Source organism: Paenibacillus sp. 32352 (assembly GCF_002042965.1).
In the GTDB taxonomy this organism is placed as follows: Bacteria; Bacillota; Bacilli; order Paenibacillales; family NBRC-103111; genus Paenibacillus_S; species Paenibacillus_S vulneris.
The window spans coordinates 152,935-169,291 of record NZ_MZNT01000013.1 but is presented as its reverse complement, the minus strand read 5'-3'; the positions used below and the strand labels follow the sequence as shown (position 1 = coordinate 169,291).

At 52.4% G+C, this 16,357-nt stretch carries 14 protein-coding genes; 10 read left to right on the top strand and 4 right to left on the bottom strand.

The features are described from left to right. The first annotated feature begins 149 nt into the window (after nucleotides 1–149). From B1728_RS26845 to B1728_RS26805, 9 genes are all read left to right on the top strand, one after another. Nucleotides 150–1,073: an NAD(P)/FAD-dependent oxidoreductase gene (locus B1728_RS26845; protein ID WP_079913499.1), complete on the top strand. Its 924-nt coding sequence runs from the start codon at nucleotides 150–152 to the stop codon at nucleotides 1,071–1,073. 32 nt (nucleotides 1,074–1,105) lie between these two features. After that, a complete protein-coding gene (locus B1728_RS26840; RefSeq protein WP_079913498.1) occupies nucleotides 1,106–1,351 on the top strand; it encodes a glutaredoxin family protein in 246 nt (81 codons plus the stop codon). A gap of 66 nt (nucleotides 1,352–1,417) precedes the next feature. Continuing rightward, a complete protein-coding gene (locus B1728_RS26835; protein WP_079913497.1) occupies nucleotides 1,418–1,984 on the top strand; it encodes a peroxiredoxin in 567 nt (188 codons plus the stop codon). Nucleotides 1,985–2,248: 264 nt separating this feature from the next. After that, nucleotides 2,249–3,040 carry a (2Fe-2S)-binding protein gene (locus B1728_RS26830; protein ID WP_079913496.1) on the top strand — a complete coding sequence of 264 codons (792 nt, stop codon included), beginning with the start codon at nucleotides 2,249–2,251 and terminating at the stop codon, nucleotides 3,038–3,040. A gap of 376 nt (nucleotides 3,041–3,416) precedes the next feature. Next, the gene (locus B1728_RS26825) at nucleotides 3,417–4,739 is read left to right on the top strand and encodes an ABC transporter substrate-binding protein (protein ID WP_079913495.1); all 1,323 of its coding nucleotides are present in this window, start codon (nucleotides 3,417–3,419) and stop codon (nucleotides 4,737–4,739) included. Nucleotides 4,740–5,030: 291 nt separating this feature from the next. Then, nucleotides 5,031–5,969, top strand: a complete 939-nt coding sequence (locus tag B1728_RS26820; protein WP_079913494.1) for a carbohydrate ABC transporter permease — start codon at nucleotides 5,031–5,033, stop codon at nucleotides 5,967–5,969. After that, nucleotides 5,966–6,787 carry a carbohydrate ABC transporter permease gene (locus B1728_RS26815; protein ID WP_179136225.1) on the top strand — a complete coding sequence of 274 codons (822 nt, stop codon included), beginning with the start codon at nucleotides 5,966–5,968 and terminating at the stop codon, nucleotides 6,785–6,787. The genes B1728_RS26820 and B1728_RS26815 overlap by 4 nt, the downstream gene beginning before the upstream one ends. Before the next feature lie 118 nt (nucleotides 6,788–6,905). Further along, the gene (locus tag B1728_RS26810; RefSeq protein WP_179136224.1) at nucleotides 6,906–8,651 is read left to right on the top strand and encodes a cache domain-containing sensor histidine kinase; all 1,746 of its coding nucleotides are present in this window, start codon (nucleotides 6,906–6,908) and stop codon (nucleotides 8,649–8,651) included. Next, complete coding sequence (locus B1728_RS26805; protein ID WP_079913492.1) at nucleotides 8,648–10,156, top strand: helix-turn-helix domain-containing protein; 1,509 nt, start codon at nucleotides 8,648–8,650, stop codon at nucleotides 10,154–10,156. The genes B1728_RS26810 and B1728_RS26805 overlap by 4 nt, the downstream gene beginning before the upstream one ends. A 202-nt stretch (nucleotides 10,157–10,358) precedes the next feature. Here B1728_RS26805 and B1728_RS26800 read toward each other — a convergent pair whose 3' ends face one another. From B1728_RS26800 to B1728_RS36435, 4 genes are all read right to left on the bottom strand, one after another. Then, nucleotides 10,359–11,363 (bottom strand): HD domain-containing protein, encoded by a 1,005-nt coding sequence (locus B1728_RS26800; protein WP_179136223.1) that lies wholly within the window; start codon nucleotides 11,361–11,363, stop codon nucleotides 10,359–10,361. A 76-nt stretch (nucleotides 11,364–11,439) separates the two neighbouring features. Further along, on the bottom strand, nucleotides 11,440–13,242 hold the full coding sequence (locus B1728_RS26795) for a hypothetical protein (protein WP_079913490.1): 1,803 nt from the start codon (nucleotides 13,240–13,242) through the stop codon (nucleotides 11,440–11,442). A gap of 6 nt (nucleotides 13,243–13,248) precedes the next feature. Further along, on the bottom strand, nucleotides 13,249–14,196 hold the full coding sequence (locus tag B1728_RS26790) for a hypothetical protein (protein ID WP_079913489.1): 948 nt from the start codon (nucleotides 14,194–14,196) through the stop codon (nucleotides 13,249–13,251). After that, nucleotides 14,189–14,341: a hypothetical protein gene (locus B1728_RS36435; protein WP_179136222.1), complete on the bottom strand. Its 153-nt coding sequence runs from the start codon at nucleotides 14,339–14,341 to the stop codon at nucleotides 14,189–14,191. The genes B1728_RS26790 and B1728_RS36435 overlap by 8 nt, the downstream gene beginning before the upstream one ends. Nucleotides 14,342–14,583: 242 nt before the next feature. Between B1728_RS36435 and B1728_RS26785 the strand changes: the two genes are divergently transcribed. Then, nucleotides 14,584–16,347 (top strand): vWA domain-containing protein, encoded by a 1,764-nt coding sequence (locus B1728_RS26785; protein WP_079913488.1) that lies wholly within the window; start codon nucleotides 14,584–14,586, stop codon nucleotides 16,345–16,347. Nucleotides 16,348–16,357 lie beyond the last annotated feature (10 nt).

Below are 16,357 nucleotides of genomic sequence, written 5' to 3'. Positions count from 1 at the left end.
CATGTAAGGGGCTGCTTCATGAAATCTTCACGAGAGTTTAATCAAACCTTCATGATCCATTGGGTTTGCCGTGGTAATATTCAGATATAAGATTTTTAGATTTAGTTTAAGTTTAAATATAAACAGAACGATCAGCAAGGAGGGTTTATATGTACGATGTCATCATTATCGGAGGAGGGCCGGCAGGCGCAACGGCGGCTTTGTATACGGCAAGAGGTCATTTATCCACTCTGGTGCTGGACAAAGCCCCGAATACCGGAGCCTTGGCGCTGACTCATAAGATCGCGAACTATCCCGGCGTTACCGAGGAGCTTAGCGGGAAGGAGCTGCTGGATCGCATTCGCGGCCAGGCCCGAGGCTTCGGGGCGGAGTTCAAGCAGACGACGATTACCGCCGTGGATCTGGAAGGGGAGTCGAAGCTTGTGTTTACGGCAGACGGCATGTTCGAGGCCAAAGCCGTAATCGTCGCTACCGGCTCCAAAGGGCGCAACCGGATGCTTCCGGGGGAGGAGAAGCTGCTCGGCCGCGGGGTAAGCACCTGCGCCACCTGCGACGGCGCCTTCTTCGAAGGTAAGGAAATCGCCGTGATCGGCGATTCCGAGGAAGCGCTGGATGAGGTACTGGCCTTGAACAAGCTGGTCTCGAAAATTCACTTTGTCGTGCCCCGCAATGAGCTGCAGGGAGCCGAGACGCTTCCGCCGCTGGATAAGGCCGAGCTGTATTTTCGGACAAGGCCTTTGGAGATCGTCGGCGAGCACCATGTGGAGGGACTGCGGGTGAAAACCCCGAACGGCGAAGAGCAGCAGCTCCAGGTGGATGGAGTCTTCGTCTTCTTATCGGGCAGCAAGCCCGGCACCGACTTTTTGCAGGATCAGGTTCCACTCGACGAGAACGGCTTTATGATCCTGGATGAATCCATGCAGTCGCCCGTTCCCGGAGTATTCGGAGCCGGAGAGGTTCGCCGTTCGCCGGTGAAGCAGGCGGTCGTCGCCGCAGCTGACGGCGCTATTGCCGCCATGGCGGTGGATAAATTCATCCATCGCAGAGCACAGCTGATTCCACAGTACAAATAAAATCATTTCTACAATCCAAGGAGGAACTGCCCATGTCTACAACAACTACACCGGTCATTGTTTATTCCAGCACAACCTGCACCTACTGCAGCCAGCTGAAAAAATATTTAACGGAGCAGCAAATTGCGTTTGAAGAGCGAAACATTGATGTGAATGAAGCTTACCGCGATGAGCTGGAAGCCATGGGGATGAGCTCGATTCCCGTCACGGTGATCGGAGAGACGAGAATTCTCGGCCTTAATCCGACCCGTATCAAAAAAGCACTGGCGCAGCAATGACACCATCGTCAAGCAGATATTTGACCATTAGTTAATTAAATAAAAACCACTAGGAGGACATTCATTATGACAACAACAACTACTAATGCAGAACAAACGGTAAAAATCGGACTGAAAGCACCATCGTTTCATCTTCCTTCCACCATCAATCTGGAGACGTTAGAAGAGCACGTATCCCTGGAACAATACCGCGGCCGCTGGGTTATGGTCTTCTTCTGGCCGTTCGACTTCACTTATGTGTGCCCGACGGAGATTATTGCCTTCAGCGACCATTATGACAAGTTTCAGGAGCTGGATTGCGAGGTCATAGGGATTTCCGTAGACAGCATCTATACCCACCGTGCTTGGATCAACACGCCGCGTGATCAACAGGGGATCGGACCGATCAGCTATCCGATAGCCTCGGATTTCAAGAAGGAGACCGCGAAGGCTTATGGCGTTCTAGATGACGCAACAGGCGCTGCTCATCGGGGACTGTTCATTATCGACCCGGATGGAATCCTGCGCTACCAGGTGGTAACTGATATGAACGTCGGCAGAAGCGTAGAGGAAACGCTGCGGATTCTTGAAGCGCTACAATCCGGCGGCATGTGCCCGGCCAACTGGAAAAAAGGGGATAAAACACTCGGTTAATAGTGACAAAAAGGATGACTCGCGATCAGCGGGTCATCTTTTTTTACAAATTCGGGGTTCCCTGCATAATAGAAAGTGTGTCATAGTTCACGATAAGTTTCGTTGACTAGTCTTAGGCAATCATGTATTTTTATGGAAGAACCCGAATCGTATAAATTTGACAGGGGATGGCATCCTGTTTATTATGAAAATGAGAATCGTTTTCACTAATAGACCTATGCGGAAGATGTGTGTGGTTACCATTAGGAGGGAGCTTCAGAGGTTGTGGATACGGCGTATTATGAAAATCAGTTTTTTGTGGTCTTGGAAGATCAGCCTGGTACGCTGTTCGGCGCATCGCTTTCTTGCCTGAGCAGAAGACAGGGAGCGAGCGCATTCATCCAAACCTATGCTCCGCTGCTCAAGGCGCTGGAGCCCGATGTGGCGGCTGCCTATTTTGCCAGCTGGTTCGGCGGGGTATGTGCGGCTTTCCAATATTCCCTATGGCATGATTCCTTTATCCCCGATTTTTCATTGGACAATATGGAAGTACAGATTTACGACAACGGCCGCAGGATCGCATTGGCTTTCCGGATGAAGGAGTGGCGGGGGGAACCGCTCACGTGGCCGAACCGGAACGATCGGTCGAAAGAGGCGATGATCCAGTTTTATGGCCAGCAGGTCAAGCCTTTGCTAGAAAGCCTTGCCGGGACCGTTTCCATCTCTGCCGGTATTCTATGGGCGACTATGATCACCCGAATGCACTATGCGATGGACCGCTGGTACAAGGAAGCCCATTCCGAAGAATCGCTCGTCCGGTTAAAGCAGGACATGGACACGCTTCTGCACGGACTTGATCCGGCACTATTCGGACGCTCCCGCAGCCCGTTCGATATCCGGTTCCGGATGATGGAGAATCCGAGAGTTCCCGGGGAACAAATGCGCATCAAGCCGGTATGCTGCCTGGCCTACAAGACGGATACGGATCATGGCTATTGCTATACCTGCCCTCGTCTAACGGAGGCGGAGCGCGAGGAAAAGGTACGGCGGATTAAAATGGAAGCAGGACATGGATAAGCGAGTGGAGCTCATTCTCATAAGAGGATGGGCTTTTTATAATTTGCAATTATAAATTCCCGGTTTCCCCACAAAGTATCTGAATCCTTGCGTGGGGATTTTGTCTGGGGAATCGGAATCCGCCTACTGAAGGCGGAAGGCTTATCTTCTCCGGTCAGGTACAAGGGCTGCGGACGGATGACCAGCTGCCAGTTAATAAATGAGCGCTTCTATTGTAGAATTGCATCATATGTAAGCGTGTTCATTTATGTTAAGATCAATTTCGAAAAGACAACTGCTACAACTACCCGGGAAATGATAATGACTTCAATTGGTCAATGCAGCAGGGGAAGACCTGTTATACCCAAAGCATGGAAACGATAAGGGAGGCCAATTCATGAACAAGAAACTGTGGAGCTCAGCAATGTTGGTTTTGACATGCTCTATCGCTTTAGCGGGATGCTCGCAAAGGCAAGGGGGAACGGCCGCGGAGAAGACGGCGGCACCTGCGCCGACGGCGGATACGGGCAAGAGCAGCTCTCCTGCCGGAAGCGGAGACAAGACAAGAATCACCGTCTATTCGACCGTCAACGACAAGCCGATTCAAGAGGTTTACAAGCAGATCGCAAGCGATTTTGCCAGGGAGAACGGAAAGGTCGATGTCGATTTGCAGTTCCCCGGCACGGAGTACGAAAACATTTTGAAGGTCAAAATGGCCGCGAACGATTTGCCCGATGTATTCGATACTCACGGCTGGGCCATTATCCGTTACGGCAAATATTTGGCCGATTTGAAGGACCAGCCTTGGGCGTCCCAGCTGACGAATACCATCAAGGATGTCGTGACGGACAAAAGCGGCAAGGTTCACGCGCTGGTGCTGAGCGAAGCCAAGGACGGCTTGACGTATAATGCGGATCTCCTGAAAAAATACAACATCGAACCGCCCAAAACGTTCGACGAGCTGATGGCTGCGGCTGAAAAATTGAAAACCGAGAGCAAAGGCGAGGTGACGCCCTTCTATTTCTCGGGAATCGACGATTGGATGATCGGGCAATATTTCGATTATTTCGCCACTTCCTTGTTGATTAGCCCTAAGGATAACGAAGCGCAGAACCTGCTCGACAAAAAGTTCGACTGGAACAAGTGGAAGCCGCTCCCGGACAAATTCCTGGAAATGCAGAAAAAAGGCTACATCAACAAAGATGTGCTGACGGCCAAATACAGCGACCTTCCCCAGCAGTTTTCTCAAGGTAAGGTAGCCTTCACCCTGCAAGGGCCATCCTTCGCCGATGAGGTTCATAAGATTAAAGCCGACCTGAAAATAGGCTTTATGCCCGTTCCCTCGATGGTACCGGGAGATGCACCGAACTTCTCGGGCGGCGAGCGCTATACGATGGGAGCGTGGAAGGACGGCAAGCATCTGGACGATGCGAAGAAGCTGATCGCTTATTTCGCGAAGCCGGAGAATATGACCAAGATCGCCAACGCGACGAAGCTTCCTCCCGGACTAAAAGGGGTCGAAGCGAAGCATGAGTTTACCGAGTATTACAACAAATACGCCGATATTCGGGTGTTCCCTTACTTTGACCGCGTCTATTTGCCTAACGGTATGTGGGATGTGATGTGCAAGACGGGAACGGCGCTGCTCGCCGGTAACGTGGATGCGAAGCAGTACAGCGATAAAATGAAGCAGGAAGTCGAGCGGCTTAGTAATAAATAAGCTTTCGGAGGGGCTTTTTGTCCCTGCGGTCAGATTGAAAGTCACTTTTGTTTTCAGCAATGGATAGTGGAAGAAGGTGAGGTGTCCCTCGGAAGAGCGATAGCGGCCGCCTTTGTTATCAGGAAATGACCGCTGAAAAACGTATACAATAAAGAATTTCCTGATAACAACAGCGGCTGGAGGGGGATACCTTACCGGATTCCCTGCTATCCTTTTGAAATACTTTGTTCTCATCAATCCCGGAGGGGCATCAAGCCTCTCCGATGCTATCACGGAAGGGTGGAAGCCGATATGGCCCCTGCGCCTATAGAGACAAGCCATCACACGAAGCCGCATCCCCGGCGCGAACGCCGGCGGCAATGGTTTCATTCGCCGGCATGGCTGAACCTGCTGTACGTTCCGGCGCTGCTCTTGTTTTGTTTGTTCATTTTTTACCCGTTTCTGAAAGGCATCTCGATCTCCATGACCAATTGGAACGGGTACTCCCAGGAATATAAGTGGATCGGCCTGAGCAACTACAAGCGGATGCTGACCGACCCCGATATGAGCAACGTCATTAAGAACACCCTCATCTACGGCCTGGGGAGCGCCTTGTTTCAGAACATCATCGGTCTGGCTTATGCGCTCTTCCTGAACCGGAATATCCGCATAAGAGGGCTGACCCGCACCATCATTTATTTGCCCGCCATCATCAGCCCGCTCATTATGGGCTACATCTGGTACTTTTTCTTTCAATATAACGGCGGCGCGATCAACGATATTTTATTGCTGTTTCAAGATAAGCCCGTCAATTTGCTGGGCAGTCCCAAAATCAATGTATGGATCATTACGTTCGTCAATACTTACCAGTACTTGGGAATTGCGATGATTATTTTTTTGGCCGGACTGCAGATTATCCCCAAGGATTACTATGAAGCCGCTACAATCGACGGGGCAGGCTCCTTCGCCAAATTTGCACATGTAACCTGGCCTCTGTTGGCCCCTTCTTTTACGGTCAGCGTCGTGCTGAACGTCATCGGGGGACTGAAGCTGTTTGACGTGGTTACCGCCATGACGAACAGCGGCCCCGGCTACGCCTCCGCTTCACTGTCGACCTTGATGTACCAGCTGTATTTTGGCCGGGAGGATGCGGGGTATGCTGCTGCAATCGGCAATCTGATGTTTGTGATGATTTCCATCGTGAGCATCACGGTGCTGTACTATTTGCGAAAGAGAGAGGTGAGCGCGTGAGCAGAGCATCGGTACGTTGGGGGGCGGAAATCGTTTCGGGAGTCCTCTGTCTGATTCACATTCTCCCTTTTTATATTTTGATCACAACCTCGTTTAAGGCCATCGACGACCCCAGCTCCAAATGGATCATGCCGGGCTATTTGTATCTCGATAATTTTTTGAATGCCTGGCATGAAGCCAACCTGGCCCGGGCATTTATGAACAATGTGACGGTAACGGCTTTTGCGTTGGCAGGCATTGTCATACTGGGCTCCATCGCTTCCTATCCGTTGGCACGATACCAGACAGGCTGGAACAAATTCATGTACGCCGTCTTTATATCAGCGCTGATCGTGCCTCCGCTGACGATTCTCGTTCCGCTCTATAAGCTGATGGTCGATATCGGGGGAATGAACCGGTTTTGGGGCATCATTATGCTGCACATTACGTTCAGTCTTCCGATCACGATTTTTTTGTACACCGGGTTTATCGGCACCATTCCCAAGGAGCTGGATGAAGCCGCCATGATTGATGGCGCGGGGAGACTCGGGCTCTTTTACCGGGTGCTGCTGCCCCTCCTGAAGCCGGTGACGGCCACCGTCCTGATCTTGACCGGGGTTACGATTTGGAGCGACTACCAATTCTCCGTCTTTTTCCTGCAGCAGCCGGTGACCCGAACGATTACGGTGGCGCTGTCGAGCTTTTTCGGACAGTATAACAATAACATCGGCTGGGTAGCGGCAGGCTCGTTCATGGCGGCGGTACCGATTACCGTGCTCTATTTGTTCCTGCAAAAATATTTTATACACGGTCTGTCCTCCGGTGCGGTCAAGGGATGAATGGCTTCAACGCCATCTCTAGACATGACGAAATGACGAAAGCGCTCTCTTCCCTCCCGGTATCGTGGTGGTATAAAATGGAACTAAACAATATACCATGGTCGGGATGTGGCCGCTCGTGAATTTGGCGTATTCGATCCGTTCCAAGCTATCCTTGCTGTTTCTGTTAACGCTTGTAATCCCTTTGGCGCTGATTGTGATCAGCGTGCCCGCTTACTACGAGAAGCTGATCGGAGAGCAGACGGCTACACTGACCGAAGGGACTTTAACGGCGCTCACGAACAATATTATGACGTATGTTGATGATCTGGAGCGCATGACGATTACGCCTTATCTGAACAATGACGTAATGGTCGCCTTGAAGCTCAAGGCAAGCCACCAGTATGCCATGGCAAGCGATTATGCCAAGATGGAAGCGGAAAAATCCTTGAACCTGATGCTTCCGAAGTTTTTGCGCAATGCGCGTAAAGATATTTTGGCGACTACGCTGATTCCGTATGACGGCTCGGTGTATGTGTCCTCCGCCTTCGGCATGAATGAACCGGTTCCCGGCTATCCGTTCCAGGAGCAGGATTGGTACCAGGAAGCGGTGCGTAAGGACGGGGCCGTTGCTTTTATCAGCGTCCATCTGCAGGATTATCTGAATACGTCCGATGTGAAGCAAGTGTTCTCGGTGGCCCGGCTTATTAAAGACCCCGATTCCGGCAAGCCGTTAGCCGTTATGATGGCCGATGCCGACACGGTCGTGCTTGAAAGCATCATTAAAGATGTGCCGTTCAGCAATAAGGCGATCGTAGTGATCCTTGATAACAACCGGAAGCTGCTGTACGCCAACTACTATGTTTCCCAAGCAATGCTTAGACAGCTGGCCCAGGGTCAGCATGAAATCAAGGGGGACGATGACAGCTATAAGGTCGTCAGCAAAACGGTCGCAAGCTCCAATTGGAGCATCGCCGTGCTGTTCCCGGATTCCGTTGTCAAAGCGCAGCTCAGCTGGATTTACTGGGTTGGATTGATGCTGGCGCTAGGCGGCCTGGTCATTACGCTGCTGCTGTATTTTACCGTATCGCACTGGATTGTGACCCCGTTCAAAAAAATGGTCGTCGTTATGAAAAGGGTCCAGAGAGGCGACTTGCAGACAAGGCTTGCGGTTAGAGGCAAGGACGAGATCGCCCAGCTCGGGATGAGTCTCAACACGATGATTGCCCAGCTGAAGGAGCTGATCGACCGTGAATATCATGCGGCTCTAGGCAGAAGAGAAGTGGAATACCGGGCGCTGCAGTCACAGATTCAGCCCCATTTTCTATACAATACGCTCAGCGGCTTCATCGGTCTGAACCGGAAGGGGGAGCGTCAGCTGCTGGAAAAAGCGATCCTGTCCTTAAGCAGTATGCTTAGATATATTCTGGAACGCAACGATTGGGTGAAGCTGGAGGAGGAGCTGGAGTTTCTCCGTAAATATGGCGAGCTGCAGCGGATGAGGTTTCAGGACAGACTACATTTTCGAATTGAAATGCAGGAGGAGCTCGGTTCCTTCCGCATTCCCAAGCTGCTCTTGCAGCCTATTGTGGAGAATGCCGTGATTCACGGCATCGAGCCCCTGGATCGGCCTTGCTCTCTTGCCGTTACCGCGCATACGCGATTCATCGGCGAGGATAACGAGCAGGAATGGCTCGAAATCATCATTCAGGATGACGGGGTGGGGTTCGACCCTTCAAGCGGGCCGGAAAGCGTCGGGTTATCGAATGTAAAGGAACGCTTGAGACTCTCCTTTGAACAGGCGGTATTTCAGTTGAACAGCGCGGTTGGAGATGGAACGCAAGTTAGATTTCAGATTCCATTGAAAGGCGGGGACAGAGGATGAATATCGTAATCGCCGACGATGAGGCCCTGGTTCGGTCCAGCCTGACCAGCATGCTCGAAGAGATGGAAGGCTCATGGAACGTGCTCGGCGAGGCCGCGAATGGGGAGGAGCTGCTGGACCTGGTTGGGCGCTGCCTGCCGGATATCGCTATTGTGGATATCAAGATGCCGAGACTGAGCGGCCTCGAAGCGATCCAGCAGGGGAGGCTGTTGTCCCCGTTGACCCAGTGGATCATAGTAAGCGGGTACTCGGAATTTTCCTTTGCCCAGCAGGCGCTGAAGCTGGGAGCATCGGAATATTTGCTCAAGCCGGTCGATCCGGAGGAGCTGCAAAGAACGCTTCATCGGGTTTATGCGAGCAATCAGCAGTATATTGCGTTGTTGAATCAGCAGTTCGAGAATACGCTGTTCAATCTATTTCATGGTCTTACCTCGATTACGGCGGAGCCGGAGGATAGCTTATTCCATCGCGGCAGCTTCCATGGAACCTTCGTCTGCCTGGATTCCTCCTTGCCGGCGAATCAACAGATTGCCCTGCAGCATGAGCTTTGCCGCGCTGCACGAAGCCTTATGAACACTTCTCTTGGCTGCGGCATGAATATCGGTATCTTTGCGCTGCCTGGCGGCGAAATGGCGTCGGTAAGCGCATGGGAGCCAGATAAGGGAATTGAAGCAAGACAGCGGGTAGTGAGCCATCAGGAAGCGCTGGAACGGACGCTGAATACCTTGAGCGGGAATGCGGCATCCGTTACGCTGATGCAAACCTCGGAATGCCGAAGCTTTCAGGAGCTTGTCGACCAGATGGGGCGGCTGCAGCGATGGGCGGAGCTGCGCCCTGTTCTCGGACTGAACCGCACATGGATGACGGAGGAGCTCGAGCCGCATGCGGAGCAGGAAGGGAAGCTTAAGCTCGGCAGGCTGATGATCATGGCAAGCCAGCAGTTCAAAAACAAGCTGTATGTCCAGTTTCAGCAAACGATCGGTGAATTGGGGCAGCTATGGGGCCGTACGGGCCTGTCCCGGGACCATCATGTTGAGCAGGCCCTATTGACCTACATGGGCTGTGTCTTTCCTCGGGACAGTGAAGCAGCGCCTGTTCGCACGGTTGAGGAGGGGTTCCGGTACCTTCAGGCGCTAGGCGACCGTCAGCTGCTGGGACCGCAAAGCATGGAGCAGCCGATCGATTGGGTAGAGCGCGTCATTGCCTACATCGAGAGCAGCTACATGAAGGATATCGGGATCAGTCAAATCGCGGCCGATTTGAACGTGACGCCTAACTATCTAAGCACGCTGTTTCATAAAAAAACCGGATCGACCTTTATGAAATATGTCACCCGGCTGCGGATACTCAAGGCCAAGGAGCTGCTCGCGGATAGCGGCCTGCAGGTACAGCAGGTTGCCGAAAGCGTCGGGTATTACAGCACAAGGCATTTCACCAAGCTTTTTACGGAAATGGTCGGCATGTATCCTTCGGACTATCGAAGATCCAGACAGACTTCCCTATAACCTTTATGAATCGGCGCGGCTTCTTCCCGGTCATCGTCTACCGGTGGAGAAGTCTTTTTTTATGGGGGCGCCCGGCTATGTACACCAAGCGAATCGGATCTCCTGCTTCATACCGCATATGCGCTGAGCATTGTATGCTGCTCCTGATGAATGAGCTTTATCAGAGAGCGGTCTCTCTGAAACGAACCTGCAGGCTCTGCTATCAGGGACGAAGCCGATAGTAACAGGCTCTGGGCAGCGATTCCAGCTTCCCCAAGGCTTCTTGGGCCGCAGGGTTTATGCTGCTTAACGGAAGGCCGCCGACTAACGGCTGCTTGAGGTATAGCTTGCGGATACCGACTTTCCTTGCCCCCGGATCCGTCTCGCCGCAGCTTTCTATTTTGTGAGGCTCCCTGAGCAGAACGTGCAGTGTGCCGTTCAATTCCGGACAAGCATCTGCGGCGGATTGCAGCAGTGACAGCAGCTCAGCGTCAGTCATTCGCGCAATAGCCAGCTGCATGCCTGGCTGTTCATAGCAGAACAAATGAACAGCACGGGACAGCAAATCATCCATCGCCAAAAACGGCGGATGCAAAAACATGAGGTTATCGTTGATTACAGCGTTCAGCAGGTGGAGGGCCGTTTCTTCATCGGTATCCATATAAATGCCGTGAAAGCGGATGCGGTGTACGATTTCCGATGGAGGGAGCTTATACCGGCCAGCCATATAGGTATCCCGCAAAAAGCTGTCGAGATGGTCAATACCCAGCCAATCGGACCGATGCGTCAATGGGGAGTCGGAGTTCAGCAGCTCGATGATCCGCTGCGGCGATAAGCCGTGGCGGGTTAAAATCTCGGAAACCGGCGGCTCCGCTATGGCCTCCTCCGTCATTTGATGATGGCTTATCCCAAGTGCCTGCTCTATCGTGTGGGAAAAAGGAAGATGTCCGATGTCATGCAGGATAGCTGCGGCATGCCATTCTCGCTGGCCGGGGAAAAAATGACGCAGGAGCGCCCAGACACCGACCGTATGCTCGAAGCGGGAATGGGTGACAGGACTGAATAAAGCACCTGCGCCATAATGATGCAGATGCTTTAATCTTCTTACTGCCGGGCATTGAAACAGCTCTCTTTCGAAAGGCTCCGGGTGAACCGTCAGCTGATAGAGCGGCTCCCATACGGAATCAAGCCCGAATGTTTGTTGAATAGGGACATAAGTCAAGGTCATTTGCACCCCCGGTTCCAATTTATGGATAAAGAGTTTCATTATAATGGGTTCCGCAAGGTTTGTAAATGACCTTTCCCTATGGAAGAAGGCGCCGATTGGCCGCTTCGGTTGCCGCCGGCTCGCTTGAGGTGAGGGCGGTCACCGCAATTTTATAGGCGGTTGCGGTCTGGGAGGAGCCGACACTTACACGGCTTTTATCGACATAAGTACCTGTGACTGTAACCGGCCCCGGCTTGAATTTCATGCTGCCGTTCAAGAGCACATAATCGTTATTCAGCTGAACGACGGCGGTGTCCCCGTCCACAGACACTATCGTGCAAGGAAAGCGAACAAGAGAGCCGATCTTTTGCTTCGGAAGCTCGCTCAGCGCAATATCCGCCGCTTCCGTTTTCATTTTGGATACGGCGTACTGGCCGTCCTTGTACTCGTAGTACGTCTTTTGTCCGGCAGGCTCTCCGGCTGCATGATCCACTGCCAGTATGCCGGGCCGTTCCTGAACGAGCCCGTCGGCTTCAATGTCCAGCAGCTTGCGCAGGTCCGCCGACTGGGCTTCATAGACTATATATCTGGCTTTGCGCTGCTTGCTCTCCGCCTCGATCAGAAGAACGGGAAGCCCGCGCATCGTAAATTGATCTGTCAACGTGATCGATTTGATATTCTGCTTCCCGTCAATGGAAGCCGCCGCTTGATTGATGCTTTGATCCGGCATCAGCCGCACCAGGACGACGGATTGATTGTCCGCAACGGCTGCCGCAGCGAGCTGCGAGCCCCATAGGCCTTTGGCGCTCGCGATATTCGTGAGCTTGACGTTGGCATCCAGCGCTTTGCGAAGCAGCTGCGAAGGATCGGCCTGGAGCCAGTGAAGCTCCGCATCGCGAATCTCTTTGCTGGTGTCCTTATAGCTGTTCAGCACCGTATAAAGCTCAATCGCTTCGGCGAATTTTTTGGCGGATACGAGCTGCTCAGCCCGGGTGAATTGACCCCTCATGGCATTTTGGACATAGGTGCTGAGCTTGGTTCGGGAATCAGCCAGCTCTTTGACGCTAAGCACCTTTTGCGAATTATCGATAAAGGCTTTCAAGTCGGTTTTCTTCAGCATCGCCGCAAGCGCATTTTGTATATTCGTCTCTATCAATGGCCCGAGCCATTCCGCTTGAATGCTATTGGATGTGTAAAATTTGCGGATTCGCACCGCTTCATCCACGGCTTCGCCGAACGATTTTTTCTGAAAAACCGACTCCATGCGGGCCTGATCATAGGCTTTCAGCCGTGATGCAAGCTCCTGTTTTTTCGTTTTTTCATCCTTGAAATAGACGGCCGGGATTTGCGCCAAGTAAGCAATTGCATTTTCGTTATCGAAAGCCTTTTTGGAAACAGCGGTTTGCAGGCTTTTTAACAAGCCTTCCTTTACGCCGGCGAAAGCCTCCGTTAACTGCTTCTCCACTTGGTAAGCGGCTTCGGCATCGGCAAACCGTTGTTGCGCCGTTTCGTCCCGGGACGAATAATCCGCTTTAATGCTCTGATAGGAATCGTATGCCTTGACCAGCGTCGGCACATCGTTGAGCGGAACGGCCGATTGGATGTCCGATACGATCGACATCAGTCCCCGTTTGAGCTCGGTTGCCGGGCGCAGCGCTTCCAGCGCCGCATCGATCTCCCGGTTTTTATAATTGATCATCGTGTTGGAACGGGCCTTCTGGTACAGCGCCTCCGCTTCAAGATCATGGCCTGCGGCTTGCTCCTTCTCCGCTTGGGCATACAGGTCCACCTTCACCCAGCTGGCATAGCTCTTGAAGCCGGCCAGGCAGACCATAAGCACGAGCAGAAGAGAGGAGGCGTACAGGTACCGGCTGGAACGGTGATACATCGAATTCGACATCGCCTGCTACCCTCCTAAACCTTGGGCTTGAAACTCGGGATCCGAGCCGTATTTCTGCTGGACGATGTCCCTTGTTCTGGCATACAGCTCCGGCGCTTCGTTCTGGCTGTCCTGAAGCAGGCGCGAAAGCCGGAGAAGCCGGTCACGCGGCAGCTCGTCAATAAAGGCAGTGACCAGCTCCTGATACTGCAGCACATAAGCCTTCACGCGGAGAGCGGCGCTGGCGGCCAGCGCCAGCGTCTCCCTGCCTTCAGGCAGCGCCTCGATCAGGACGCGATATTTCCACACGTAGCTGAGAGTGTCGCTCTTGATCAGCTGCGGGTTCACCTTGCTGACCTCGTGCAGGTAACGAACAAACTCCTTGTCAAAATCGTCGGGAATCAGCTCCGACAGCTCCAGCTCCATATCTCTTCGCAAAATAAAATGGTTCAGGCACATCAGCTTGAGCACCTTCACCTGATTGCCCTGGATCAAATAGCCGATTTCCCTCAGCTTTTCATAGGCGAGCTTATATTCTCCCGCCTTCAGATCCTGTCCCGCGTCCTCTACATCAAGCAGCAGCCCGTCTCGGATAGAGCGGTGCTCCTCCGCCAACAGCTGGTGAAGCAGCCGTTTCTCGATAGACGGGGCATACTTGCGGTTCAGCAGCAAATAGCCTGCGGCCAGAACAAAGCCTCCGACGATAGAAAGAATCATCTGAGGGCCGCTCTCGGCCAGGAAAAAAGCGGCCAGGCAGATGGAGAAGACGATCATGGAGTCTCTCCAGGCTCCCCGGCGGCGCACCGTACCCACGAGCTCCTGCAGCGATTGAAATTTTCCTTCCGCACCGCATTTCAAGCAACGGTCATGCCAAAGCACGGAATAAGAACCGCAACCTTTGCAATGTTTCAAACGTTCAAATGCATGGCGGGTTACGACGGATTTGCGGAATTGTACGGGAATTTTGCTACTCATGTCGCTCACCGTTGTTGTTCAAGGCTTGAATAAACCCGGCGTCGACAGCATTTGACGATACTTCCCGCTGCTTGGATGTATGAAAGTAGACCCAACGGACGGCAATAAAAACGGCGGCAAACGCAATTCCAATAAATGTCGGCATGGTTTTCTCCTGATATCAGATTCTCTTAGTGGAATTTTACATACCAAAAAGTTAATATGTTAGTAGACATAATATACAGCATAACTCCCACTTCGTTCCACCTTTGATTGTCTATTGACAGCGAAGCGGCTCGAACAAAGGCGATCGGGTAGCGAAGAATGCGAGATTTGCACGGCTGCAACAGGAGCATAGAATGCTTCGTTATGTTAAGTAAACCATCTTGCTTTGGAGGAATCAACACCATGAATAAAACCAAATCCATCATCCGCTTGCTTTCCGCGACGCTGCTGTTGCTTCTTACCTTGTCGCAAGCGGCATGGGCTGCCGATACGAACAGCGATACGAAAATCGACGCCGTGCTATCGGTAGACGTCAGCACCTCGATGAACGAGAGCGACGTCAATAAAGTAAGCTATGAGGCGATGAAAATGTTCGTCGACATGGCATCGGTCCAAGGGGACAAAATCGGGGTGGTCGCTTATACCGATCAGGTGCTTAGGGAAAAGGCGCTTCTAAAGATGAACAGCATGCAGGATAAACAAGATCTGAAGTCGTTCATCGACCAGCTGACGAGAGGACCTTATACGGATATTGCCGTTGGCGTCAGCGAAGCGGTCAAAGTGCTGGAATCGGGCTCCGAGCCGGGGCATGTTCCGCTCATCGTGTTGCTGACCGACGGGAACAACTCCCTCAATACGGGCAAGTCGCAGGATCAGTCCGATAAGGTGCTGAACGACGCGGTGAAGAAGGCCAAGGACAAGGGCATTCCGATCTATACGATCGGCCTTAATGCCGACGGGCAATTGAACAAGGACGCGCTGGAGCGCATCTCCAAGGAGACGAACGGCAAGCTGTTCGTGACGAGCACGGCGGACGATCTCCCGCAAATCCTGAGCGAGATCTATGCCAGCCATTTGAAGCTCAAGGTCGTTCCGCTGACGGGCTTTACGGCGAACGGGCAGTTCCAGGACGTAGCGGTCAAAATCCCGAATTCCAGCGTTCAGGAAGCGAATATTTCGATCATGTCCAGCAAGCCTGTGGAGGTCAAGCTGTTTAACCCTTCGGGTCAGGAGCAGGCGGTGCCTTCCGATAAGATCGTCTATTCCACTTCTAATGCATACTCGCTGATCAAAATTTTGAATCCGGTCCAGGGAGATTGGAAGCTGCAAATCAAAGGCGTTCCAAAAGAAAAAATCAATATCAATTTAATTTATAACTACGATTTGCAGGTGTCGATGGAACTTTCGTCGTCTATATCTTATGGGCCTGGTGTAACTGTGCCTGTCAAAGCGTATTTGCAGTCCAACGGACAGAACATTACGGACACCGATTTGTACAAAAATGCGAAGTCGACGCTGATCGTGACCGATCTTGATACGCAAAAAACGCAGGAGATTCCGCTGACTACGTCGGACAAAGGCATCGAGGGCTCCATGAAAATCGCGGATGCGCATGATTACGAGCTGAAGGTAAAGGTAGAGAATGCCAACTTCGTGCGGGAATCCCAGCCTGCCAAGGTATCGGCCAAGTCGGGGGCCAAGGCTGCAACGGACAACGGTGCGGCTGCGGAAGCCTCCAAGACGAACTGGGCGGTTACCGGCGGTTGGATTGCCGGAGTGCTCGTGCTGTTAGCCGCCGCATGGTTTGCCTTCTCCGCCTGGAAGAAAGCGAACAAGGGCTTCGTCGGGCAGATTGTCCTTGAAATCAAGGATGAAGATACCGGGGAGCGGACGAATCCGCAGTATAAGAAGCTGAATGCGTTCAAGGGCAAATGCCAGCTCCACCAGCTGCTGCAGCTGGCTCCTGAGTTTGCGGAGACCAGGGAAATCGTATTGAAGCCTGGAGCCGGCGATAACGTCGTGCTGTACAACGAGTCGGGCTGTACGATTGAAAAGGGCGGCCGGGTATTCGACGCATCCAAAGGAAAAGAGCTTAAAAATAACGATCGAGTCAAAATAACGCTACAAAATGTCAATAAATCGATTACTCTTGAGTATTTAAAATAGTTCCGTATAC